The 24,029-nt window shown below is 65.3% G+C and carries 22 protein-coding genes; 17 read left to right on the forward strand and 5 right to left on the reverse strand.

What is annotated here, in order from left to right:
* Positions 1–3: 3 nt before the first annotated feature.
* The 6 genes from ACNQQL_RS20475 (at position 4) to ACNQQL_RS20500 (ending at position 6,417) form a co-directional block, all read left to right on the forward strand.
* On the forward strand, positions 4–1,290 hold the full coding sequence (locus tag ACNQQL_RS20475) for a hypothetical protein (protein WP_347065276.1): 1,287 nt from the start codon (positions 4–6) through the stop codon (positions 1,288–1,290).
* The gene (locus tag ACNQQL_RS20480; RefSeq protein WP_347065277.1) at positions 1,287–2,519 is read left to right on the forward strand and encodes a hypothetical protein; all 1,233 of its coding nucleotides are present in this window, start codon (positions 1,287–1,289) and stop codon (positions 2,517–2,519) included. The genes ACNQQL_RS20475 and ACNQQL_RS20480 overlap by 4 nt, the downstream gene beginning before the upstream one ends.
* A complete protein-coding gene (locus ACNQQL_RS20485; protein WP_204422271.1) occupies positions 2,509–3,648 on the forward strand; it encodes a glycosyltransferase family 4 protein in 1,140 nt (379 codons plus the stop codon). Before ACNQQL_RS20480 ends, ACNQQL_RS20485 begins: the two co-directional genes overlap by 11 nt.
* Positions 3,645–4,445: a polysaccharide lyase gene (locus ACNQQL_RS20490; protein ID WP_347065278.1), complete on the forward strand. Its 801-nt coding sequence runs from the start codon at positions 3,645–3,647 to the stop codon at positions 4,443–4,445. Before ACNQQL_RS20485 ends, ACNQQL_RS20490 begins: the two co-directional genes overlap by 4 nt.
* Positions 4,446–4,576: 131 nt before the next feature.
* Positions 4,577–5,656 carry an aspartate-semialdehyde dehydrogenase gene (locus ACNQQL_RS20495; protein WP_347065279.1) on the forward strand — a complete coding sequence of 360 codons (1,080 nt, stop codon included), beginning with the start codon at positions 4,577–4,579 and terminating at the stop codon, positions 5,654–5,656.
* Complete coding sequence (locus tag ACNQQL_RS20500; protein ID WP_347065280.1) at positions 5,653–6,417, forward strand: WecB/TagA/CpsF family glycosyltransferase; 765 nt, start codon at positions 5,653–5,655, stop codon at positions 6,415–6,417. The genes ACNQQL_RS20495 and ACNQQL_RS20500 overlap by 4 nt, the downstream gene beginning before the upstream one ends.
* Positions 6,418–6,610: 193 nt before the next feature.
* Here the strand turns inward: ACNQQL_RS20500 and ACNQQL_RS20505 are convergent, their stop codons facing one another.
* Positions 6,611–7,627, reverse strand: a complete 1,017-nt coding sequence (locus ACNQQL_RS20505) for a 1-aminocyclopropane-1-carboxylate deaminase (RefSeq protein WP_347065281.1) — start codon at positions 7,625–7,627, stop codon at positions 6,611–6,613.
* A gap of 198 nt (positions 7,628–7,825) precedes the next feature.
* Here ACNQQL_RS20505 and ACNQQL_RS20510 point away from each other — a divergent pair, with 198 nt between their 5' ends.
* From ACNQQL_RS20510 to ACNQQL_RS20520, 3 genes are all read left to right on the forward strand, one after another.
* A complete protein-coding gene (locus ACNQQL_RS20510; protein WP_006749403.1) occupies positions 7,826–8,326 on the forward strand; it encodes an Lrp/AsnC family transcriptional regulator in 501 nt (166 codons plus the stop codon).
* Positions 8,327–8,436: 110 nt separating this feature from the next.
* A complete protein-coding gene (locus ACNQQL_RS20515) occupies positions 8,437–8,940 on the forward strand; it encodes an antitoxin Xre/MbcA/ParS toxin-binding domain-containing protein (protein WP_347065282.1) in 504 nt (167 codons plus the stop codon).
* Positions 8,937–9,410 carry an RES family NAD+ phosphorylase gene (locus ACNQQL_RS20520; RefSeq protein WP_072438242.1) on the forward strand — a complete coding sequence of 158 codons (474 nt, stop codon included), beginning with the start codon at positions 8,937–8,939 and terminating at the stop codon, positions 9,408–9,410. The genes ACNQQL_RS20515 and ACNQQL_RS20520 overlap by 4 nt, the downstream gene beginning before the upstream one ends.
* A 60-nt stretch (positions 9,411–9,470) precedes the next feature.
* Here the strand turns inward: ACNQQL_RS20520 and mdeB are convergent, their stop codons facing one another.
* On the reverse strand, positions 9,471–12,203 hold the full coding sequence (mdeB, locus tag ACNQQL_RS20525; protein WP_347065283.1) for an alpha-ketoglutarate dehydrogenase: 2,733 nt from the start codon (positions 12,201–12,203) through the stop codon (positions 9,471–9,473).
* 149 nt (positions 12,204–12,352) lie between these two features.
* Between mdeB and ACNQQL_RS20530 the strand changes: the two genes are divergently transcribed.
* The 6 genes from ACNQQL_RS20530 (at position 12,353) to ACNQQL_RS20555 (ending at position 19,514) form a co-directional block, all read left to right on the forward strand.
* Positions 12,353–12,880, forward strand: a complete 528-nt coding sequence (locus tag ACNQQL_RS20530; RefSeq protein ID WP_072438246.1) for an Lrp/AsnC family transcriptional regulator — start codon at positions 12,353–12,355, stop codon at positions 12,878–12,880.
* A gap of 237 nt (positions 12,881–13,117) precedes the next feature.
* A complete protein-coding gene (gene poxB, locus ACNQQL_RS20535; RefSeq protein WP_347065284.1) occupies positions 13,118–14,839 on the forward strand; it encodes a ubiquinone-dependent pyruvate dehydrogenase in 1,722 nt (573 codons plus the stop codon).
* A 283-nt stretch (positions 14,840–15,122) separates the two neighbouring features.
* Complete coding sequence (locus ACNQQL_RS20540) at positions 15,123–15,713, forward strand: class I SAM-dependent methyltransferase (protein ID WP_347065285.1); 591 nt, start codon at positions 15,123–15,125, stop codon at positions 15,711–15,713.
* 154 nt (positions 15,714–15,867) lie between these two features.
* Positions 15,868–17,301 carry an alkaline phosphatase gene (locus tag ACNQQL_RS20545; protein WP_347065286.1) on the forward strand — a complete coding sequence of 478 codons (1,434 nt, stop codon included), beginning with the start codon at positions 15,868–15,870 and terminating at the stop codon, positions 17,299–17,301.
* A 32-nt stretch (positions 17,302–17,333) separates the two neighbouring features.
* Positions 17,334–18,725: an alkaline phosphatase gene (locus ACNQQL_RS20550; RefSeq protein ID WP_072438254.1), complete on the forward strand. Its 1,392-nt coding sequence runs from the start codon at positions 17,334–17,336 to the stop codon at positions 18,723–18,725.
* Positions 18,726–18,758: 33 nt separating this feature from the next.
* Positions 18,759–19,514, forward strand: coding sequence for a hypothetical protein (locus tag ACNQQL_RS20555; RefSeq protein ID WP_347065287.1), 756 nt, complete (start codon positions 18,759–18,761; stop codon positions 19,512–19,514).
* 149 nt (positions 19,515–19,663) lie between these two features.
* Here ACNQQL_RS20555 and ACNQQL_RS20560 read toward each other — a convergent pair whose 3' ends face one another.
* The gene (locus ACNQQL_RS20560; protein ID WP_347065288.1) at positions 19,664–20,803 is read right to left on the reverse strand and encodes an acyltransferase; all 1,140 of its coding nucleotides are present in this window, start codon (positions 20,801–20,803) and stop codon (positions 19,664–19,666) included.
* Entirely contained in the window at positions 20,800–21,621 is an 822-nt protein-coding gene (gene blaOXA / locus ACNQQL_RS20565) for an OXA-1043 family class D beta-lactamase (protein WP_416392675.1), read from the reverse strand. The genes ACNQQL_RS20560 and blaOXA overlap by 4 nt, the downstream gene beginning before the upstream one ends.
* A 347-nt stretch (positions 21,622–21,968) precedes the next feature.
* Here blaOXA and ACNQQL_RS20570 point away from each other — a divergent pair, with 347 nt between their 5' ends.
* Both ACNQQL_RS20570 and ACNQQL_RS20575 read left to right on the forward strand, forming a co-directional pair.
* Positions 21,969–22,319 (forward strand): hypothetical protein, encoded by a 351-nt coding sequence (locus ACNQQL_RS20570; protein ID WP_347065290.1) that lies wholly within the window; start codon positions 21,969–21,971, stop codon positions 22,317–22,319.
* Between the two features lie 144 nt (positions 22,320–22,463).
* Entirely contained in the window at positions 22,464–23,024 is a 561-nt protein-coding gene (locus tag ACNQQL_RS20575; protein ID WP_347065291.1) for a hypothetical protein, read from the forward strand.
* Here the strand turns inward: ACNQQL_RS20575 and ACNQQL_RS20580 are convergent, their stop codons facing one another.
* A complete protein-coding gene (locus ACNQQL_RS20580; protein WP_034181902.1) occupies positions 23,025–23,900 on the reverse strand; it encodes a LysR family transcriptional regulator in 876 nt (291 codons plus the stop codon).
* Positions 23,901–24,029: the final 129 nt, after the last annotated feature.

Here is a 24,029-nt window from a genome sequence, read left to right on the forward strand (position 1 = left end):
ATCATGCTGCGGAATGCCGACGCCAAAAATCTGCTGGGCCGTGTCGAGGCGCTTGTCTGTACCGGCGCGCCCGGCCTCTATCGCGTGCTGACGTTCTGGCTCGTCCAGCGGATCTATTCGCTGGACGAGCTTGGGGCTGCGGCGTCCAACCTGTCGATCGCACAGATGATCGGTTTCTTCACGGCCATCGGCTGGGCGACGCTGATTCTGGTACGCGTACCGGCGAGCGACGGGAAGCAGGCGGCGCGCGGCGCGTTCTACTCGCTGGTGTCGATGGCGGGATGGACCGCCGTGGCCGCCACGATCGCATGCGTGCTGGTGTCCGCGTCCGGCTTCGTCGCGTTCGATCTCGGCGGCGTGGTCGCGCTGATGTGGGGCTGGACCGTGTATCAGCTCGCGCGGCATTTCTTCGTGTCGTACCGCCGCTACCGGATCACGATCGCGTTCGACTGCCTGCTGATCGCGGGCTCGTGCGCGATGCTGTGGATCGGCACGCGCCACGGCTATTCCGCGTCGCTGTGCCTCGCCGTTGCGCTGGTCGTGGTGGCCGTCGCGATGTTCGCCGCGATCGGCATGCCCGATCGTCGCGCGTTCTCGCTGCGCATCGACGTGAAGGGGCTGCAGTTCGGGCTGACCAATTTCCTGTCCGGCGGCATCGCGCTGGTGACCGTGCCGGCGGCGAACGCGATGTGCGGTGCGTCGTTCGCGGGGATGCTGTCGTTGTTTTCCTCGGTGACCGCGATCGGCAACCTGCTGCCGCGCGCCATTTCGATCGCGCAATTGCCGGACCTCGTGAAGCGGAAGAAGGACAAGGCGTCGCTCGATGCGACGCTGGGGGCGATGCGGCGCAATATTGACCTGTCGAACCTGGTCGTACTTGTCGCGAACCTTGCGATGGTGGCGGGGCTGACCTGGCGCTACGGGCTCGATGGCAACGGCGTGTACATGGTGCTCGCGGGCGGCGTGCTGCTGGCGATCCAGTGTGCGGCCGGCGTCCTTGGCGTCGTCGGCAGCAACGTGATGATGGCGTTCGAGCAGAGCGCGGCCACCGCGCGGATCAACATCGGTACCTCGGCACTGTTCGTCGTTTTGCTCGGTGGCTGCGTCGCCATCGGCGGCGAAATCGGGTTCTTCTGCATGCTGGCATCCGCGGTGGTCGTGACGCTGATCCGGAACGCGATCGTCGTGATGCATGCACGGCGGGTATGCGCGGCCTATACGGAATCGATCAGCGCGTTGGGCGTCGCCGATATGAAAGCGATGCCGGCGGCGTCGGGAGCGCGTCCATGAACGCGGCCGCCCGATTCCCGACGATCGTGCCGTATCGTCGATCGCGCGTGGCCGACCTGGGCGCCGGCCTGCTGGCGCTCGCTTACTTCGTCTTCTGCGTCAGCGACACGCTGCTCACGCTCGACGACGATCGTTCGCAGGTCGTAAAGATCGGCGCGTTCGGCCTCGTGTTCGCGGCGATCCTGTTGCGTCCGCGATTTCACCGGCTGGCCGTTCTCGCGCTGCCCATCGCCGTGTCGCTCTGCATCGGGATGCTGCTGTCGTTCAACGTCCATGCCGGGATCGAGGAACTCGTCCGCTTCCTCTTTCCGGTCGCGATCACGGTGGCGATCTTCCCGTACCGCGACCGGCTCGACGTGCTGGTCAAGACGTTCATCGGCGTGGTCGTGAGCAACGACCTGTTCCAGCTGTATTTCTACGTGTCGTATGCGGTTGGGCTGCCGCTGTTCATGCCGGTGCGGATCGACTCGGGATTGTTCCTGCGTGCGCAGGGGTGGATGGGATTCTTTTCGGAGTTCAGCTTCATCAACTTTTGTGCTTTTTTGCTGTGCCGCTTCCATTTTCAAAATTCGTCCAGGCTGAAATGGTCGTGGGTATTCCTGCTGTTCTCGCTGCTCGGATTTTCTTTCAAGATGTACGTCGCGGTCATTCTTTACCCGGTATTTCTTGGCTGGCGGGATATTCGAGTCTGGGCGGTGTCGCTTCTCGCGATGCTGGCCGGAACTCTGTTTCTGCTGATCGGATTATTCGATTCGTTCGTTCGGGTCGCGATGGCGAAACTGTCGTTCTACATCCTCTCCGGTAACTCGGCGCGAGCGGAATCCTATCGGGTGATGTTCGAGTCTCTGCTGAACGGCAATTTGCTCGGCGAGGGCCTCGGGAGTTTCGGCGGCCCCGCGTCGGTGAAGTACAACTCGCCGCTATATCAGACCTATCACTTCAACTGGTATGGGCTCGACGGTGTGTTGAAGACCACCGATACGTTCTACCCGCATTTGTTTGTCGAAATGGGCTTGTTTGGCGCGATTCTCTGGCTCGCATTCATGCTTTTCTATGGGCAATCCAGGAGGAAAAACATGATCTGGATGTATGTCGTTCTTGCGTTTTGTTTCGACAATCTGTTCTCGATGGCATTTCTATCGCCATCCTATGTGTTTTCAGCGTTGCTGATGATGTATGTGCTATCCGCGCATACCAGGTCATCGAGGGGGGAATCGAATGAGATATGAGGCGAATGATGCAGGGATTCCCAACGCGAACCGGATCAACGTATTGCACGTCGGTCCCGGATATGGTCAACGCGGCGGTATTGCTTCGGTACTCGGGGAACTGGCCGCCCGGCGGGCCAGCTTCGAGCGTGCCGACATCGGAACGACGATCTTCGAAACACATGGCTTCCAGAACACCGGTTCATCACTGCGATTCTTTTCGTCGGACATGCCGAAATTCATCTTTGCCGCAAGGGGGGCCGACGTTGTGCATTTCCACGTTTCGGAGCGTGGTTCCTTCTACCGAAAGTTCGCCCTCTATATGATCGCGAAAGCGATGCGACGACGGGTGGTGTTCCATTTGCATTCGGGCAATTTCGACCGCTTTGTCGCGCGTGCCGACGGCGTGACGCGTGCGGCAATACGTCAGTTCATTGGAGGCGCTGATGCGGTAATCGGCGCGTCTTCTGCGTCGGCACGGCTGTTGAATCAGTTTCGGAGAAACGCTGACGATACAAGCGTCGTTGCCAATTTCGCGACGGATGCGGAACATGATGCAATGCACGGCGGTTCACATGATCGCCCGCAGGCCTGCGTTCAACCCTATATCGCATTTGCCGGTCGCTTGTCGACCCAGAAAGGCGTCGACGTGCTGATCGAGGCTCTCGGCCTGCTCACGAGGCAGGGATTCGATATCGCGCTGAGGCTGGCCGGCGAAGGTGATACGGAGCGATGGCGTGGCGTTGCAAACGCTCATGACGTGATCGATCGAGTCCATTTCGAGGGATGGCTCGAGCGCGACGACAAGCTCTCGTTCTATCGAAACGCATTCGTGTTCTGTCTGCCTAGCCAGTTCGAGGCATTCGGTATCGCAGCACTGGAAGCCATGTTCTGCGGCGTGCCTGTCGTTGCCACACGGGTTGGCGGGCTGGAAGATCTGGTGAGCGAAGGTGTGACCGGGTATCTCGTCCCACCCAATGACGCCGAGGCACTTGCCGGCCGTGTTCGTCAACTACTCGAAAATCCGGCTCTCGCGACACGCATGAAAGCCGCCGCACTGTCGCGGGCAAAACAGAACTACGTCGCCGAGGCGATTTCGGAGCGGTATGTTCATTGCTATCGCGACATCACGAACGGAGTCGCCGTATGAAATTCGGCAAGCCCGTCACGTCCGGCATTGTGCTAATTGTGGTAGGGCTCGGATCAATACTGGTCGTGGCTTGTGCAACGACGACGGCAGTTCGCGTGGAGTCTGCCGATTACCAATCTGTTTATTCGAACTCGTGGCATAACGGTCTGAACGGCCTGACGTTCCAGCAAACCACGCCGACGAATATCACGCTGGTTGACGATCCGGTTGCCTCTGACCGTCGCGCGATTCGAGTCGAACTTCGAAAGAGTCAGGATTTTTCCCATCTGATCAATCGGTTGCCGAGGGCAGAATTTCTCTTGCCGCGCGACATCCAGCTTGCTCCCGGACATGAATATCTGATCCGGTGGCGCACCTATCTTCCGAGCGATCTCAGATTCGATAGCAAGCAATTCGCAATCCTCACTCAAATTCACCAGGGTGAGCATAGCGGCTCGCCCCCGGTCATGCTGAAACTGTTTGGATCGGAATACATCATATCCGTCCGCGGCGGCCACGATACGACGCAAGACACGCAAAGGCATCTCTGCTGCGCCGCGAATGACCGGGGAAGATGGGTTGACTGGACGATCCGCTATGCGCCCGATTCATCGGGTCGCCAGGCTATTACGCAGGTGTGGAAGGACAAGCTCGCCGTTTTCGATGCGAATGGCATACCGAACGCGTATGTCGGCGATCGGCACAGCTATCTCAAGTTCGGCATCTACAAGCCGAGTTGGCAAACCTATCCCACTGACGTCGATGCACTCGCCGTGTATTTCGGCGCTGTCTCCGTGGATGTCAAGAGAAACGATTGATGACTGAATTTCCCGATCCCGCCGCCGTCGCCGACGGCCTGCTCGCGCATTGCCAGCGCCACGACTACGCCGGCCACGATCCGTTCGATGGCCTGAACAGCCGCCTGTTTCGTTATTCCGGCCTGTCGTGCTTGCCGCTCGCGCGCATCGCATGGCTTCAATTTCACAAGCGCAGCCCGATCAATCTGCGCGGTCTGGCCGGCGTCCCACGCAAGCGGAATCCGAAGGGTATCGCGCTGATCATTCTCGGTTTGCTTGAACGTGAACGTCGGATCGGCGACGGAACGAGCGTTGCGGAAGCGCGCGTGCTAGGCAACTGGCTGCTGGAGCAACGCGTTGATCGGCGGCTGTGGCGCCATAGTGCATGGGGTTATCACTTCGACTGGGCGGCGCGCGCTTTCTTTGTACCGGTCGGCACACCGAACGCAATCACGACGTGCTACGCCGCGCGGGCGCTGTACGCGCTTGGCGACGCGACCGGAGATTCCCGTTTCATCGACACGGCTGTCGATGCCGGATACTTCCTGGATTCGCTTTATACGGAACACGACGGTTCCGGATACTACGCATACATCCCGGGCGAATCAGCGTTCGTCCACAACGCGAACCTGTGGGTGACCGCATTCGTTGCAGAGACGGCTCGCCGAACCGGCGATTCCGCGATGTGCGAACGCGCGCTGTGTGCTGCGATGCTCAGCGTGTCGATGCAGCGCGACGACGGCGCATGGGCTTACGGCCTGCGTAGTCATCACGCGTTCGTCGACGGCTTCCACACTGGCTACAACCTCGAGGCGCTGCACTGCCTGCGACAGGCCGCGGGCACGCGGTACTTCGACGACGCGATCGATCGGGGCCTCAAGTACTACCGGAACACGTTCTTCACGCCCGACGGCACTGCGAAATACTACGCCGACCGGATCTGGCCTCTCGACATGCATTCGTTCGCGCAAGCGCTGATCACGCTGCTGACGGTGTCGCCGGTGGAGTCCGACCGCCCGCTGGCGCAGCGTGTATTCGATCGCGCGATGCAGACGCTCTACCTGCCTGCCGAACGCCGCTTCGCCTATCAGCGCACTGCCCGTTCAGTCAATCGCGTTGACTACCTGCGATGGACGCAAGCGTGGGCGTTCTATTCGATCGGCCTTCTTGCGAACCACTTCCAGCCCGACGCTCTGTCGTCCCATTCCCTGTCTCGGAGAGAATTCGCATGAATCGCATTGAACTGTTCGGCTGTCCGATGGACGTCGGTACCATGACCCAAACCGTCGAGCTGATCCGCGATCGCATTGCGCGCTCGCAATTCACGCAGCACGTGGTCGTCAACGTCGCCAAGCTGGTCAATATGCAGGCCGATCCGGAGCTGGCCGCCTCGGTGCATGCCTGCGATATCGTCAACATCGACGGGATGGGTGTCGTGTGGGGCGCCCGCCTGCTTGGCCATGACGTTTCGGAGCGCGTCGCCGGCGTCGACCTGTTCGAGCGCTTGCTCGACATGGCCCAGCAGGACGGCCTGCCGGTTTTCATGCTGGGCGGCTCCGAGGTCGTTGTGCAAAAGGCGGCCTGCGCAGTCTCGGCAAAGTACCCGATGTTGCGGATTGCCGGTATTCACCATGGCTACTTCTGGGATGACGAGCGTACCGTCGTCGACCAGATTCGTGCGTCGGGCGCGAAGCTCCTGTTCGTTGCGATTACGTCGCCGCGCAAGGAAAACTTCATCAATCGCTGGAAATCCCAATTGGGCGTCGATTTCGTAATGGGCGTAGGCGGGACGTTCGACGTGGTGGCGGGCAAGGTGAAGCGTGCGCCGCTGTGGATGCAGCGCAGTGGCCTGGAGTGGGCATTCCGCGTCATCCAGGAACCGGGGCGGATGTGGAAGCGCTATCTGTCGACCAACAGCCGGTTCCTCGTGATGCTGACAGGCGCGTATGTGTCGCGGTTGTTTCGGCGCAAGGGAGAGGTCGATGCGCATTAGATGTGTTTTTGCCGCCCACATGCTCGTTGCAACGGTCTGTCACGCGGGTCCGCAGAGCGGTTCGTCCGACGACACGTGCTTTTAACGAGCAGATGACGCGCGAGGCATCGACGAACCGCGCCGTCTGGCACCCGTTCGGCGGAGGCTCGAAACTGGCGCTAACTGCGCACGCCGCGCCTCCGCCCGGCCCGCATCACCCCTGTCGGAAAATCTCCGCATACGCGCTCAACGCCGGCACGCCGCCCAGGTGCGCATACAGCACCTTCGAGCCCGGCTCGAATTCCCCGCGCCGCACCTTGTCGATCATCCCGTGCATCGACTTGCCTTCATAGACGGGATCGGTCAGCACGCCTTCGAGCCGCGCGCATAGCCGGATCGCCTCGAGCGTGCCGTCGTTCGGCAGCCCGTATTCGGGGCCCGCGTAGCGCGTGTCGAGCACGACGTCCTGCTCGTCGATGCGACGCCCGAGCTCGACGATTTCAGCCGTATGCCGCGCGATGCGCGTGATCTGCGCATGCGTTTTCTCCGGCGTCGCCGACGCGTCGATCCCGATCACGCGATCCGCGCGCCCGTCGGCCGCGAAGCCGACGACCATCCCGGCCTGCGTGCTGCCCGTCACCGAGCACACGACGATGTAGTCGAACCTGAATCCGAGTTCCGCTTCCTGCGCACGTACTTCTTCCGCGAAGCCGACGAACCCGAGCCCGCCGAGCGGATGCTCGGAACAGCCGGCCGGAACCGGATACGGCTTGCCGCCTGCCTGTCGCACGCTCTCCATCGCTTCTTCCCAGCTACGGCGGATGCCGATGTCGAAGCCGTCGGCAACGAGCCGCACGTCGGCGCCCATCATCCGCGATAGCTGGATATTGCCGACGCGGTCGTAGACGGGATCGTCGTAGTTGACCCAGTGCTCCTGCACGAGCACGCATTTCATCCCGAGATGCGCTGCAACGGCCGCGACCTGACGCGTCTGGTTCGACTGGACGCCGCCGATCGACACGAGCGTGTCCGCGCCCTGCGCGAGCGCGTCGGGGATCAGGTATTCGAGCTTGCGCGTCTTGTTGCCGCCGAACGCGAGGCCGCTGTTGCAGTCCTCGCGCTTCGCATACAGCTCGACCTTGCCGCCGAGGTGCGCGCTCAGGCGCTTGAGTGGCTGGATGGGTGTGGGGCCGAACGTCAGCGGATAACGGGGGAAGCGTTGCAGGTTCATCGACTTTTGTCTCCGGAAAGGTGGGGTTGGCGCGGGCATCGGTGCGTTCGGGAGGGGCCGGCACGCCGTGTCCCGATGGAAAAATGATAGGCAAGCACGCGCGAAATGAGCTTGCGAAATAAATATCGTCGGCCTACGTTGATAACGAATCGAGTGCTGATCAAGCAATTCGAGTTCGAAAAGATCGAGGAAGACGCAATGAAATTAACTGGAAGACCGGCGACGCCGGCCGATGCCGTGCCCGCGCTCGATCGCATCGATCGCGCGATCCTCAGGCAGCTTCAGCAGGACGCGTCGATCTCGAACGTGAGCCTCGCCGCGAAGGTGAAGCTGAGCGCGCCGGCGTGCCTGCGGCGCGTCGAACGGCTCAAGGAAATGGGGATGATTCGCGGGATCGTCGCGCTGCTCGACCCGAAGCCGCTCGGGGCCGGCATGCTGGTCGTGATCGGCTTCGTGCTCGACCGCTCGACGCCGGAAGCGTTCGCCGCGTTCGAGAAGGCCGCGCAGAAGGTTTCTGGGTGTGTCGAATGTCACGTCGTAACGGGCGAGTTCGACTATTTCATGCTGGTGCGCACACGCGACAACGAGAGTTTCAACCGGCTGCATGCGGAACAACTGATCTACCTGCCCGGCGTGCGGCAGGTGCGCTCGTTCATGGTGCTCAAGGAGATCCTGTCGACGCATGCGCTGCCGGTGTAGCGCGGAGCGTCGTCGATTCCCATCGGCCTAGGCTATGCCGTTTGGCTAATTGAAAATTCCCGTTTGGGTGTATACAATGAGAATTCAAATTAGCCCATTTGGGAATCGCAATGACAGCAACCACACCTGCGGCCCGTCAGCCTGCCAAGCGGGCTGCCGCATCTCGTGTCGCGACGCCGGCGGGTAGCTCGAACGCCTTGGGCGCCGGCAAGGGCGATTTCGACACCTTTGGCCGGATGGCGCCGATGTCGCAGCGGCGCGCGATCGCGGAGGGTTTCGACGCGGTCATCATCGAGCGCGTCGCGCGCGAGTTGCTCGGCGTGCCGGTTCAGTCCCTCTTGAGCGCGCTGAGCCTGCCCAGCTCGACCATTCTGCGGAAAATTGCCAAGCACGACCGGTTGTCGCAAGGCGAGTCCGATCGCGTTGCGCGCGTGCTCTACGTACTGGATCTCGCCACCGATCTGTTTGAGGACAGCGAGCGCGCAGGGGCGTGGATGAGCCGGGCGAACGCAGAGCTCGACGGTTTGAAGCCGCTCGAAGTGCTCGACGTACAGCCCGGCTACGACCGGGTGCGCGACATTCTGAACCGTGCCCAGTTCGGGGTCGGCGCGTGAGGTTGTATCGTCTCGCGAAAGAACGAAAGGGGCACTACCTGGCCGACGACCTGAGCGGGAACGGCGCGGCGATCGCCGGTGGCCGCTGGAATCCTCGCGGCATGCGCGTGCTGTACACCTGCTGCCATGCGTCGACGTCGTTGCTCGAGTCACTCGTCCATATGTCCGGCTTGCTTCCCGCTGGCGGATTTTTTTTAGTGACGCTGGAAGTGCCCGACACCGTCCATGACAATGCGTACCAGCCGGACCTGCCGGACGATTGGGCGGTACTGTCGCAGGATCCGGAGTCGACTGCCCGGATCGGGCGCGTCTGGCTTGAAGCGGGCGATCAGTTGGCGATGCGCGTACCGTCAGTCGTCTGCCCGACCGACTTCAACTTGCTGCTGAACCCGCTGCATGCGGATTTTGCTTCGAGTGTGAAAGTGATCGGCAAGGAAGCGTTCGCGCTGGATCCACGCCTCTTCGGCTAGTCGGCCGTATTGTTTTGGTCGACGAATCATCGTCGGCTGCTGCGCGGTCGCGTCGTCCGGTCAGCGCTGCCATGGCGCGACGCCTGGATATGCCGACTTGCCGAGACGCTCTCGCGCGTCGCGCACGATAGTCGCATCGAGTTCTCCATCATCCGCCAGCGCCTTCAGCGCCGCGAGCACGATGCTCGCGCGATCGACCTCGAAGAACGCGCGCAGCGCGTCGCGCGTGTCGCTGCGGCCGAAACCGTCGGTGCCGAGCGTCACGTAGCGGCGCGGCACGTACGCGCGGATCAGCTCGGGCACCGCGCGCACGTAGTCGGTTGCAGCGATCACGGGCCCGCGCGTCGCGGCGAGCGCGGCGGTGACGTACGGCGTCGAGTGCGTGTCGTCGTCGAGCCGCGCGCGACGCTCGGCTTCCATCCCGTCACGCTGCAGTTCACTGAAGCTCGTGACGCTCCATACGGCCGCGTCGATGCCCCAGTCGTCCTTCAGCATCCGCTGCGCGGCGAGTACTTCGCCGAGGATCGCGCCCGAGCCGAGCAATTGCATGCGTGCCGTCGCGTTCGAACCGGACGGCAGCCGGTGCATGCCCTTCAGGATGCCATCGCGCCGCGCGGCCGGATCGTCGTCGGGCATCGACGGCTGCGCGTAGTTCTCGTTCATGACGGTCACGTAATAGAACACGTCGCGCTGCTGCTCGACCATTTCGCGCATGCCCGCATCGACGATCGTCGCGACTTCGTACGCGAACGCCGGATCGTACGCGCGGCAGTTCGGGATCGTCGACGCGGCGAGGTGGCTGCTGCCGTCCTGGTGCTGCAGGCCCTCGCCGCCGAGTGTCGTTCGCCCGGACGTCGCGCCGATCAGGAAGCCGCGCGAGCGCTGGTCGGCGGCGGCCCAGATCAGGTCGCCGATGCGCTGGAAGCCGAACATCGAGTAGTAGATGTAGAACGGCAGCATCGGCAGGTCGTGCACGCTGTACGACGTCGCGGCGGCGATCCACGACGAGATCGCGCCCGCTTCCGAAATGCCTTCCTCGAGGATCTGGCCGCGCGTGTCCTCGCGGTAGTAGAGCATCGAGCCGAGATCCTCGGGCTCGTAGCGCTGGCCGAGCGGCGAGTAGATGCCGACCTGCCGGAACAGGCTGGCCATGCCGAACGTGCGCGCTTCGTCGGCCACGATCGGCACGACGCGCGAGCCGATGTCGCGATCCTTGATCAACGCGGCGAGCATGCGCACGAGCGCCATCGTCGTCGACATCTCGCGGCCGGCCGTATCCAGCGCGAACGCTCCCCAGGCCGGCATCGAAGGGACGGTCAGCCCCTTCGATGCCGCTATCCGCCTTCTGGGCAGATAGCCTCCCAGGGCAGCCCGGCGGGCATGCAGGTAACGCATTTCCGGGCTGTCTTCCGCTGGCTTGTAAAACTTCAACCGTTCGACGTCGCTGTCTGACAGCGGCAACCGGAAACGGTCGCGGAACGCCTTCAGATCGTCGACGTCGAGCTTCTTCTGCTGATGGGTCGTCATCCGGCCCTGGCCGGCCGCGCCCATCCCATAACCCTTCATCGTCTTCGCGAGGATCACGGTCGGCTGGCCGCGGTGCGCGAGCGCGCGCGCATACGCGGCGTGCAGCTTGCGCGCGTCGTGGCCGCCGCGCCGCAGGCGGTCGATCTCCGCATCGGTGAGCTGTGCGGCGAGCGCGTCGAGCGCGGGGTCCTGGCTGAAAAAGCGCGCGCGGTTGTATGCGCCGTCGTTCGCGGAGAAGGTCTGGAACTGCCCGTCGACCGTATCGGCGAACGCGCGCGCGAGCGCACCCGCGTGATCGCGCGCGAACAGCGGATCCCAGTCGGAGCCCCACAGCACCTTGATCGTGTTCCAGCCGGCGCCCGCGAACTGCGCTTCGAGTTCGTCGATCACGCGGCCGTTGCCGCGCACCGGGCCGTCGAGCCGCTGCAGGTTGCAGTTGATCACGAACACGAGATTGTCGAGCCCCTCGCGCGCGGCGAGCGACAGCGCGCCGAGCGATTCGGGTTCGTCCATCTCGCCGTCGCCGAAGAAGCCCCACACGGTGCGGCCCGCGGTGTTCGCGAGGCCGCGATGCTGCAGGTAGCGCATGAAGCGCGCCTGGTAGATCGCATTGATCGGGCCGATCCCCATCGAGCCGGTCGGGAACTGCCAGAAATCGGGCATCAGCCACGGATGCGGATACGAGCACAGGCCCGGGCCGGCGATTTCGCGGCGGTAATGCTTCAGGTGATCCTCGGTGAGGAAGCCTTCGAGATACGCGCGCGCATAGACGCCCGGCGACGAATGCGGCTGGAAGTACACGAGATCGCCGCCGGCCGTGCCGGGTGCGTCGCCGGTCGCGGGCGACGCCGCGCGGAAGAAGTGGTTGAAGCCGGTCTCGAACAGGTCGGACGCCGACGCATAGCTCGCGATGTGGCCGCCGAGTTCGCCGTACGCGCGGTTCGCGCGCACGACCATCGCGAGCGCGTTCCAGCGCAGCGCGGCCGACAGCCGGTCCTCGAGGTCGAGGTCGCCCGGATACGGCGGCTGCTCGGCGGGCGGAATCGTGTTCAGGTAGCGCGTGACGGGCGTGCGCGGCGACGCGAGGCCGGTTGCGCGCGCATGCTCGGCGAGCCGGTCGAACAGATATTGCGCGCGGTCGCGGCCGACGTGCGCGGCCACCGCGTCGAGCGCCTCGAGCCATTCGGCGGTTTCTTCCGGGTCCGCATCGGTGCGCGCGTGGGCCGCGCGCTGCGCGTGTTCGATACCGTTCGACAGATCCGTCATATGAGTCTCCCACGCGCCGGCAGCGGCACGCATCAATGGGACTCATGCTACGCGTCGATTCACAGAATATGCGTCTGATTTCATTGGGAATTTGCCTCTGGATAGTGTAAATATTCCGGAATCATCGCGAGAGAAGGAATATTCAAACCATGAGCACCTCCCCCAAGCGGCTCGACCGCATCGACATCGGCATCCTGAACCAGCTTCAGCAGAACGCGCGGATCACGAACGCGGAACTGGCGCGCGCGGTGAACCTGTCGACCACGCCGTGCTTCAACCGCGTGCGCGCGCTGGAGAAGCTCGGGCTGTTCCGGCAGCAGGTCACGCTGCTCGATCCCGAGCCGCTCGGGCTGCGGATCAACGTGTTCATCCAGGTCAGCCTCGAGAAGCAGGTCGAGGACGCGCTGCAGCGTTTCGAGGAAGCGATCTCGCAGCGGCCCGAGGTGATGGAGTGCTATTTGATGTCGGGCGACGCCGACTACCTGCTGCGCGTCGTGATGCCCGACATGCGCACGCTCGAGCGTTTCATCATCGAGCGGCTGACGACGATTCCCGGCGTGTCGAACATCCGGTCGAGCTTCGCGCTGAAGCAGGTGCGCTACAAGACCGCGCTGCCGCTGCCGGCGGCGGGGCTCACGCTCGTCGATCCGGACGAGTCGGCGTCCGACTGGGGTTGAGCGCGGCACCTGCCAGCCTGTCCGTTCGCCTGCGCGATGGTGACGAAACGATGACGCCGGCCGTGCGGCGAGGTGCCGGATCGAACCAATCGCGTGCGTGCGCCTCATACGGCAGTCGGCCCGATTGCACCGTCGCGACGCGGCGCGGGCCAGGCGCGTATGCTCGTCCGGTCGGCGAAACGTGCGAGCGCACGGCCGGTTCATGCATGTCTCGATCAATCAACGAGTGAGGGCGCGATGGCAAGACAGACGATGGCGGAATACCTGGCGAAGACGCTGGCGGCGGCAGGCGTCGAGCGCATCTGGGGCGTGACGGGCGACAGCCTGAACGGCCTGTCGTTCAGCCTGGCCCAGATCGGCTCGATCCGCTGGATGCACACGCGGCACGAGGAAAGCGCCGCGTTCGCGGCCGGCGCGGATGCCGCGTCGACCGGGCGGCTCGCGGTGTGTGCGGGCAGCTGCGGCCCCGGCAACCTGCACCTGATCAACGGGTTGTACGACTGCCACCGCAATCACCAGCCGGTGCTCGCGATCGCCGCGCACATCCCGTCGACCGAAATCGGGCTCGGCTACTTCCAGGAAACCCATCCGCAGGAACTGTTCCGCGAGTGCAGCCACTTCGCGGAGCTCGTGACCAACGCGTCGCAGTTCCCGCGTGTGCTCGCGCGCGCGATGCGCACCGCGATCGAGGAACGCGGCGTCGCGGTGATCGTGCTGCCGGGCGACATCGCGCTCGGCGACGGCCCGGAAGAGGCGCCGGCGTGGAGCGAATCGGCGCCGCCGTCGATCCTGCCGGCCGATGCCGATCTCGACCGGCTCGCGGCATTGCTGAACGGCTCCGACGCGGTCACGCTGCTGTGCGGCAGCGGCACGCAGGGTGCGCACGACGAAGTGGTCGCGCTGGCCGACACGCTCGGCGCGCCGGTCGTGCACGCGCTGCGCGGCAAGCAGTTCGTCGAGTGGGACAACCCGTTCGACGTCGGGATGACCGGGCTGATCGGCTTCAGCTCCGGCTATCACGCGATGGAATCGTGCGACACGCTGCTGATGCTCGGTACGGATTTCCCGTACCGGCCGTTCTATCCGTCGAACGCGAAGATCGCGCAGATCGACTGGAAGGGCTCGCAGCTCGGCCACCGCGCGCCGCTCGCGCTCGGCCTCGTCGGCACCGTGAAGGAAACCATCGCCGCGCTGCTGCCGCGCCTGACGCGCAAGACGCAGCGGCGCTTCCTCGAGAATGCGCTGAAGCATTACGCGGCCGCGCGCAAGGGGCTCGACGATCTCGCGGTGGCCGAGCCGCCGGGCCGCGCGATCCATCCGCAATACCTGACGAAGATCGTCGACGAAGTTGCGGCCGACGATGCGATCTTCACGGCCGACGTCGGCACGCCGACGCTGTGGGCCGCGCGCTACCTGACGATGAACGGCAAGCGGCAACTGCACGGCTCGTTCAACCACGGGTCGATGGCGAACGCGATGCCGCAGGCGCTCGGCGCGCAGGGTGCGCATCCGGGGCGGCAGGTGGTGTCGCTGTCGGGCGACGGCGGGCTGTCGATGCTGCTCGGCGATCTGCTGAGCGCGCGGCAGCTCAACCTGCCGATCAAGATCGTCGTGTACAACAACAGCCTGCTCGGCTTCGTGTCGATGGAGCTGAAGGCGGCCGGCTATCTCGATACCAACGTCGACCTGAGCCCGACCGATTTCGCGGCGATCGCGAAGGGCGCGGGTATCTTCAGCGTACGCGTCGAGCATTCGGAGAACGTCGAGCAGGCATTGCGCACTGCGTTCGCGCACGACGGGCCGGCGGTGGTCGACGTCGTCACGTCGAAATACGAGCTCGCGATGCCGCCGAAGATCGAGATCGCGCATGCGAAGGGCTTCAGTCTGTTCATGCTGCGCGCGATCCTGAGCGGGCGCGGCGACGAGATCGTCGAGCTGGCGAGAACCAACCTGAGGTGAGGCGGTGCCGCGCGCGGTGCGGCGTGCCGTTCGTTCCCGATCGGTCACGCTGCGTCGCTCCTGTCGGCGGCCCACTCACGGATGCGGCGGCGCGGGATATTAGGGACAATCTTCACGTCGCCTTAAGTTTTCGTTTCCTAGAATCGATTTGATCGTCGCTCTTCCTGCGGCGGACCGGATCGTCCAGGAGGATGCCCATGCAAAAGCCCCGTGTCGCCGTTGCCCTGCCTCGCGAAGTCATCGGCACGTCAAGGCTGAAGGCAAAACAGATCGAGGCCGGCCAATGATCTGGCCGAACGCGTGGCGTGTCTCGGCACTGTTCGTGCGCGAGTGGGTCGGCCGCCCGGCCGCGGTGGGCGCGTTGTGTCCGAGTTCGCGGCATCTGGCGCGCGAGATGGCTGGTGCGGTGCCGGACGGCGACGGGCTGGTCGTCGAACTCGGCGGCGGCACCGGTGCGATCACCGCGGCGTTGCTCGAACGCGGCGTCGCGCCACGGCGCCTCGTCGTGGTCGAGCGTTCACCGGCGTTCGTGCAGCACCTGCGGCGACGCTTTCCGGATGTGTCGATCGTATGGGGCGATGCGCGGCAGCTCGAGCGGCTGCTGCCGCCCGCCGCGCGGGTCGATGCGATCGTGTCGTGCCTGCCGTTGCGCACGCTGCCGCGCGAGGACGTGACGGCCATCGTCGAGCAATGCCATCGCGTGCTGTCGGCCGACGGCGTGATGATTCAATTCACGTACGACTTGCGCTCGCCCGGCCGTCATCCGCTGGGAGATTCGGCATTTGTTGCCTGCGGCAGCCGTATCGTCTGGGCAAATATTCCACCTGCGCGCATCGTGACCGTGCGCGGCGCCGCCACCGAACACGCCGGTTGACGCGGCCGCGCGCAAGGCGCCCGGACACGGCGCCGCGCCGGTTGCTTTCATAAGTCATACCGATCCTTCCAATTTCCATTCATCTCGCCGTCACATCAGGTTCCTACCATTGCCTTTCATTTCGAAAGCCGCAACACCGGGGGGAACCGGCAACATGAATCGAATCAAAATGGCGGCGCTGCTGTGTGCCGGCGCCTTTGCGCTTGCCGGATGCAACAGCGACGACGGCCCGACCAGCTCGACGCCCGCGCCCGTGCAGGCGGCGGCGCGCAACGTGATCTTTTTCCTCGGCGACGGCATGGGGATGACGACGCTGACGGCCGCGCGCATCTATGCGGTCGGTGAAGACGGCGCGCTCACGATCGATACGCTGCCCGAATCCGCGTTCGTGAAGACCTATTCGAACGATGCGCAGGTGACGGACAGCGCGCCGTCGATGTCGGCGTACATGACCGGCGTCAAGACCAACAACGAAGTGATTTCGATGTCGCCCGACACGAAGGCGATCGAGCCGACCGCCGGCCTCACCGGCAACTGCGGCGCAAACAACGGCAAATCGGAGTCGACTCTGCTCGAGATCGCGAAGGCGAAAGGGATGGCCACCGGTGTCGTGACGACCACGCGCGTCACGCACGCGACGCCCGCCGCGACCTATGCGCACGTGTGCCATCGCGATGCCGAGAACGACATCGCGGCCCAGCTCGTGCCGGGCGGCGCGGGCTACAACGGCGCGCTCGGCGACGGCGTCGACGTCGTGCTCGGCGGCGGCACGCAATTCTTCGTACCGAAGGACGGCGGCGGCAAGCGCACCGACGGACGCAACCTGGTCAACGAACTGAAGGCCAAGGGCTACGCGTTCGCGCAGAACCGCGACGACCTGCTGGCCGCCGATGCGACGAAGAGCGGCAAGCTGGTCGGCCTGTTTTCGTCGAGCCACATGAGCTACGACCTCGATCGCGGCGCGACCAAGGAACCGAGCCTTGCCGACATGGCGACGCGCGCGCTCGACGTGCTGCAGAACAACCCGAACGGCTATTTCCTGATGGTCGAGGGCGGCCGGATCGATCACGCGCTGCACGACACCAACGCGAAGCGCGCGCTGCAGGACACGGTCGCGTTCGACAACGCGATCAAGGCGGCGCTCGACAAGGTGCGCAAGACCGATCCCGACCTGAAGAACACGCTGATCGTCGTCACGGCCGATCACGATCACACGCTGGTGCTGAACGGTTATGCGGCGCGCACCGGCAAGACCGAATTGGGCAAGCCAGGCGTGCTGGGCGTGCTGCGCAGCTATCAGACCGGCGCGGTCGCGAAGGACGCGGACGGCGCGCCGTACACGATCATCGGCTTCGGCAACGGCGAGAACCGCGTGCAGGGCAGCCGCGCGGGGACCGCGCTCACCGACGCGGTGACGGGTGCCGACGATTATCGCCAGGAGGCGGCCGTGCGGATGGACAAGGGCAGCGAGACGCACGGCGGCACGGATGTGTTCCTCGGTGCGATCGGCCGCGGCGCGGATGCGTTCCACGGCGTGATCGAGAACAACCGGGTCTTCGAGCTGGTGCGCAACGCGGTGCAGCTTTGAGCGCCGACAACACGGGTACAGGGGAATACAGGATGTCGACCATCAAGTGCATCGCGGCGGCGTTGGCCGTCGTGGGTTTCGCATGCGGCGCGGCGCAGGCCGCCGGCCAGGCGAAGAACGTGATTTTCTTTCTCGGCGACGGCATGGGGCCGACGACCGTGACGGCGAGCCGGATCTACAAGGTCGGCGAGTCGGGACAACTGACGATGGAGAAGCTGGCCCGCACCGCGCGCGTCAAGACCTTCTCGAACGACGCGCAGACCACCGACAGCGCACCGTCGATGGCCGCGTACATGACCGGCGTGAAGATGAACAACGAGGTGCTGTCGATGTCGTCCGACACGCGCGCGGTCGCGCCGGGCAGCGACGTCAACGGCAACAAGACCGTCAACAACTGCGCGCCGGGCAACGGCCAGCCGGTCGCGACGCTGCTGGAGCTGGCGAAGGCGCGCGGCAAGGCGGTCGGCGCGATCACGACGACCGAGCTCACGCATGCGACGCCCGCCGCGACCTATTCGCACATCTGCCATCGCGACGCGCAGTACGACATCGCCGCGCAGGCGGCGCCGGGCGGTGCCGGCTACAACGCGGCGCTTGGCGACGGCGTGGACGTGCTGATGGGCGGCGGCCGAAATCACTGGACGCCGTTCGATCCGGTCGCGAACAAGCGTGGGCGCGCGGACGGGCGCAACCTGCTCGACGAGATGAAGACGAAGGGCTATACGGTCGTGGCTACCAAGGACCAGCTCGCGCAGGCCGGCAACGGCAAGCTGGTCGGCCTGTTCAGTTCGACGAGCCATCTCGAGTACGAACTGGACCGCGTGGCCGGCAAGGGCGAAGGGCCGACGCAGCCGAGCCTCGCGGACATGACGTCGAAAGCGATCGACGTGCTGTCGAAGAACTCGAACGGCTATTTCCTGATGGTCGAAGGCGGCCGGATCGATCATGCGCTGCACGGCACCAACGCGAAGCGCGCGCTCGAGGATACGGCGGCATTCGACGAGGCGATCCGCGTCGCGCTGTCGAAGGTCGACCTGTCGAATACGCTGATCGTCGTGACGGCCGACCACGACCACACGATGACGATCAACGGCTATTCGAAGCGCGGCAATCCGATTCTCGACATCAGCCGCAACTATCGCGACGGCCAGCCGAGCAAGGATGCCGACGGCAATACCTACACGACGCTGGTGTTCGGCAATGGCGCGAACCGGCCGAACGTGCGCGCATCGGTCGATTCGGCCACGGCGATGAACGACGCGTACCTGCAGGAAGTCGGCGTGCGGATGGGCAGTGCGGGCTCGGAGACGCACGGCGGCGGCGATGTGATGCTGTTTGCCGACGGCGCGGATGCGAAGGCGTTCAAGGGCACGATCGACAACACGAAGGTGTTCGGCCTCGTGCGATCGGCGTTCGGTTTCTGAGGCCGGCTGCTTCATGATGAACGGGAACACCCGATGAAACGCCAGCTTCTCTGTGTGCTCGCTTGCGGGTTGACCGCGCTCCCGGCCTTTGCGGCGGCGGATCTCGACGCCGTGCTGCTGCACGAAAGCCGCACGGTCACGGCCGACGGCGTGACGCGCACGACGATGTATCGCGAACGGATGGTTCGGCGCGACGGGCACGTGTGGGTCGAGCGCGTGCTGCCCGTCGGGGCGGCGGGCGGTGGGCATGACGACGATCACGACCATGACCACGACGCGGGCCGTGTGCGCCAGGATCCGCCGCGCGCCGGCATGCAACCGGCCGCCGCCCATGCCGGCCACAAGCATTTCAACTTCCAGGCAGCCGCACGTCACGTCACGTACGACGGCAAGACGGCGCGCATCGAGTATGTGGACGCGGCGACCCGGACGGTCGTCAGCGTGCCGCCGGCCGAGTACGAAACCACGGGCTTCGACGGCTCGTGGGACAACGCGTACTACGTGACGCCGCCGTCGCAATTGAAGCGGCTCGCGGCGGCGAAGCCCGGCGATGCGCCCGGCACCCGCTGGTACGAGCAGGCGGTCGACACGCCCGGCGCGCGCGGCGTGAACCGGATCCTGTGGAGCGAACGGTTGCAGGCGCCGCTGTCGGTCGAATACCGGAGTGCCGACGGCCGTGTCGTGCGCAAGCTGACGCTCACGCAGGTGCCGGCCGCGCGGCGCGAGCCGTTGCCTTGGCAGGCGCTCGCCGGCTACGCGCACAAGGAATACGCGGACTATCTGGATTGACCGGCGCGCGACCGATGACGCGGTTGCGCGGCCGATCGACGTTTCGTAAGCGGGGCTTGCGGTCAGGTCGGCCGGTATCGTCGCGATACGGCCGGGCTCTGGCCGGTTTTTTGTCCCGCCGCCACCCGGCAGGGATTGCCGATGCCGTGCTAGAAGCGCGCGCCGTCCGGCACGCGCGCCGCGGGCCGCGACGCGACCCGCTTGATGAAGCGGTCGAGCGGCGTCGCATAGCCGCGCGCGATGACCGCGCTCAAGCCGGCCGACAGCACCAGATACGCGACGAGCAACGCCAGCTTGCCGTCGCCATGCGTGGCGGACGGCGGCCAGAACGTGCGCAGCGCGCCGAGCACGATCAGGTGGAACAGATACAGCTCGTAGCTGAGCCGGCCGCTCCAGCGCAGCGGCGCGAGCACGCTGCCATGCGTGCGTTCGCGTTCCGCATGCGCGCCGATCAGCAGCACGGCCGTGCCGAGCGCCATCGCGGATACCCCGATCACATGGCTTTGCGCGATCGGCCACGCGAGATAGAGCGCCGTCATCGCCGCTACCGCGAGCCATTGCACGGGCGCCGCCGCGAGTACCTGCCAGCGCGCGCGTTCGGCGAGCAACGCGGTGCAGCAGCCGATCGCGATGCCGTCGAAGCACGCGAAGTATGCATAGAGGAATCCGCCTTCGTCGCCCGGATGCGCGAAGCGGTACACGGGGCCGATCGCGGCAATCATCAGCCAGAACGCGAACAGCCGCGAATCGCGGCGCAGCGCGATGCACAGCCGCGGAAACGACAGGTAGAACACTTCCTCGACCGACAGCGACCACAGCACGCCGAGCGCGTAGTTGACCCATCCGTACGCGCCGATCAGCACGTTCATCCAGAATGTGAGCGACGCGAGATTCACGAGCCAGAACGACACGGTGATGCCCTGCGGCGCATGGTTCGCGAAGATCGGCACGCCGGCCGCCGCGAGGCCGTTGACGAGCGCGAGCAGCAGGAGCAGGCACGGGACGATGCGCGCGATGCGCGACATGTAGAACGCGCGCACGTCGAGCGCGCCGAGGCTGCCCCAGCGGCGGCGCGCATTCGACGTGATCAGGTAGCCCGAGATCGCGAAGAACATCGTCACGCCGTAGTTGCCGTTGCGCACGATCGCATGGACCGTGTCCCAGCCGAGCACGCGCGCGAGCGCCGTATCGCGCAGCGGATATGCGATGTTGAAGTGATGCAGCAGGACGAGCATGATCGACACGCCGCGCAGCAGGTCGATCCGTGCGTTGCGCGGGCCGGCGCTCATTGCGGCCGGGCCGGTTCGGCGAGCGCCGGCAGCGCGGCCAGGAACGTATCGCGCGAGCGCAGGCCCGCATTCGGCGTCTGCCGTTTGTCGTCCTGGATCAGGTTCGCGAACACGAGCGTGCGCGGCCCCTTCGTCGCCCAGCCGACGAACCAGCCGTACGCGTGCGCGGCGTCGTACTTGAAGCCCGGCGAGCCCGTGCCCGTCTTGCCGTGCACGGTCCAGCCGCCCGGCTGCGCGTCGATCAGCGTGATGCGCTCGGTCATGTCGTACGCGTGCGCGCTGACGGGCAGCGTCCGGTGCACGATCTTGCGCATGAACGCGACCTGTTCGAGCGGCGAAATTCGCAGCGATGAATTGACCCATGCGCCCATCACGCCGCTGAGTTCGCCCTGCTTGCCGGTCACGTCCGCATTGCCGTAACCGAATGCGTTCGTGTACTGCTGGAAGCGCGCCGGCCCGAGCGCTTGTGCGACCTGTTCCGAGTACCAGAAGATCGACAGCTTGATCCAGCGCGCCGGGTCGGTCGGCTCGCGCCACGGGGCGCCGCCCCAATCGGGATAGTCTGCGTGGAAGTCGAGTGTCGGCGTGTGTTCGTCCTTCAGGAAGCCGGCGTCGAAGCCCATCAGGCTGATCGCCACCTTGAAGGTCGACGCCGGTGTGACGCGCGTCGCGCAATCGCCTTGCTGGACAAGCATCCGGCCGGTGGCGGCATCGGCGACGACGGTGCAGACAGGACGGGCGGATGTGGAGGCAGCGGCGACGAGGCCGGCGGCAAAGACAAGCAGCGTGCGGCGCCAGGTTTTCAAGCGGGACTCCATCGGATCGTGATCGGGAAGTGCGCCGTGCGGGCCAGCCGGCGGATCGTGTCGCCGGGGGCGAGCTCAATGGGGCAGGGGCCGGGGCGACGGCGATTGCCGGAGCCGACTGTCGCGGCCGCGCACAGTGAGTGTATCGAAGGCGGGGCGGTTGTCGACCTGTCATGGTTGACGGGACGCGTGGTCGTCGGCGGTGGCGGCGAGGATGGGCAGAGCGAAGGTGACGATGACGCGGGCTGCAACCCGCATGCCGTTTTTTGCAGCGCCGCGCCGTTTTTTTGCACGGCGTTTATGCGCGGTCTTCTAAGCTGGGCATGTGTCGAACAGCCGAGACGGCTTCCGTCCGCTCCATGACCTTCATCCATCCCGTTCCCGCCTTCGATGTCGCCGGCCGCCAGATGCGCGCCGGCGCACGCAACAACGTCCTTCCGTTCCCGCCGCCGTGCCCGCGCCTGCAGTTGCCCGTCACGCTGACGGCCGACTCCGGCGAACTCGCGCGCGCCCGCCTCGCGGCGCTGCTGCATTCGCCGCTCGGCGTGTATGTCGTCAGCGCGCGCACCGTGCGCGACGTGATCCATGTTCACTTCGAGATCGCGCCGGAGGATCTGGATTTCACGCTGCACATGCTGATCGCGCAGCAGGCCGACGCCGTGATCGGGCCCGTCGCGCGCCGGCTGCGCGTCGGGCCGAAGTCCCGGTGAACCGGGGAACGATTATTGCGCGTTCGTTGCTTGTTGCTCGTTTGATTCGCCGCCGGATCGCCGGTCGCGGTGCTGTCCGCCCGCCGGCGGCGGATGTTCGTGCGCCGCGTCGTGCGCGGCGGCGATCCTGAATACGGAGGGTTCATGTACCTCACCGAAGAAGTACGTACCGCGCGGCCTGCAAGCCGCCGCGCGCGGACGGCGTCGCTGCCGTCGGGCCGGCAGCTCGCGCGGCAGCTCGTGGCGACGGTGCGCGTGGCCGAAATGTTGCTGCATCAGGCGATCGTCGTGCCCGACGGGCATCAGTGGTCGGTCGACACCGAGCGCGTCGACGCGGCCGGCGGACCGCTCGCGGCCTGGGAGACCTGCGTGACGTTGCGGATCGGCAAGGTGTTCGCGCCGGCGGTCAATCCGGCCGCACGGGTCAACGACCCCGATCAGGTCGCGATCGAGATCGGCCTTTGTCTGCCCGAGCAGGCGTATCTGGACGAGCGGCGCGTGAGCATCTTCGGCCGCCGTCACGGCAAGCGGTTCGGCGCGACGCTGTCGGTCGCGTCGGGCGCGCAGTGGGGCTGGCAACGTGCGGAGCATGTCGCGCCGGAACATGCGCACGTGCACGGCGATACGCTCGAGGCACTCGTCGATACGGTCGCGGCGAACGTCAATGCGGCGCTGGCCGCGGCGGGGTTCGGCGCGACGCGCTGATCACGCATCGCCGGTTTGCCCGGTCTGCCGCTGAAGGTCTTCCATCAACTGTTCCGCGAGAAAGTCGCACGGCGGCCGCTTCGATTTCGTGCTGCGCGCGAGAATCAGTTCGAGCGGCGGCAGGTCGGGCAGCCCGTGCGAGCGGCCAAGCATCGACAGTTGCGCGGGAATCGCGCAGCGCGCGAGCGGCGCGACCGCGAGGCCGGCCTCGACCATGCTGAGCAGCCCGAGCAGGCTCGGGCTTTCATACGAGGTGCGATACGGCACCTTCGCGCGTTCGAGGCTGCGGATCGCGTTCTCGCGCGCGACGCTGCCCGGCATGAACACCGCGATCGGCAGCGGCCGCTCTTCCCACACGCGCGGCCCGTTCGTCATCGCGGCCCACGCCATCGGCTCGTGGCGGATGAAGTCGCCGGTCAGCCCCTTGATGCGCGTGCCGCACACGAGATCGACGGTGCCGTCCTTGATCAGCGGCGCGAGCGCGCTGCTCGGCAGCCCCATCACCTGGATCTCGACCTTCGGGTAGGTCGCCGAGAATTTCTTCAGGACCGACGGCAGCAGCGACGACGCATAGTCGTCCGGCACGCCGATCACGACCTTGCCGGTCACTTCCGGCCGGACCACGGCCGCCCACGCCTCGTCGCGCAGCGCCAGCATTCGTCTGGCGAATCCCAGCAGCACCTCGCCCTCGCGCGTCAGCACGATGCTGCGCGGCTTGCGCACGAACAGCGGCCGGCCGATCGCGTCTTCCAGGCTCTTGATCTGCATGCTCACGGCCGACTGCGAGCGGTTCACGGCTTCGGCGGCGCGGGTCATGTTGCCGGTCTCCGCGACGGCGACGACGGTGGCCAGCACGTCGTGATCGAGCATCTTCATGGGTATCAGGAAAACTGAACGTAACGATCAGCATTATGCGTTTTTATTGTTGCTATGTGTCTGCCATAGTGCGATCACGCTGGCGTTTTGCCCGGCACGCAAGCTTGAACAGGGAAGAGTGGTGTATCG

The organism is Burkholderia sp. LFS061 (assembly GCF_047978125.1).
GTDB lineage: Bacteria > Pseudomonadota > Gammaproteobacteria > Burkholderiales > Burkholderiaceae > Burkholderia > Burkholderia pyrrocinia_C.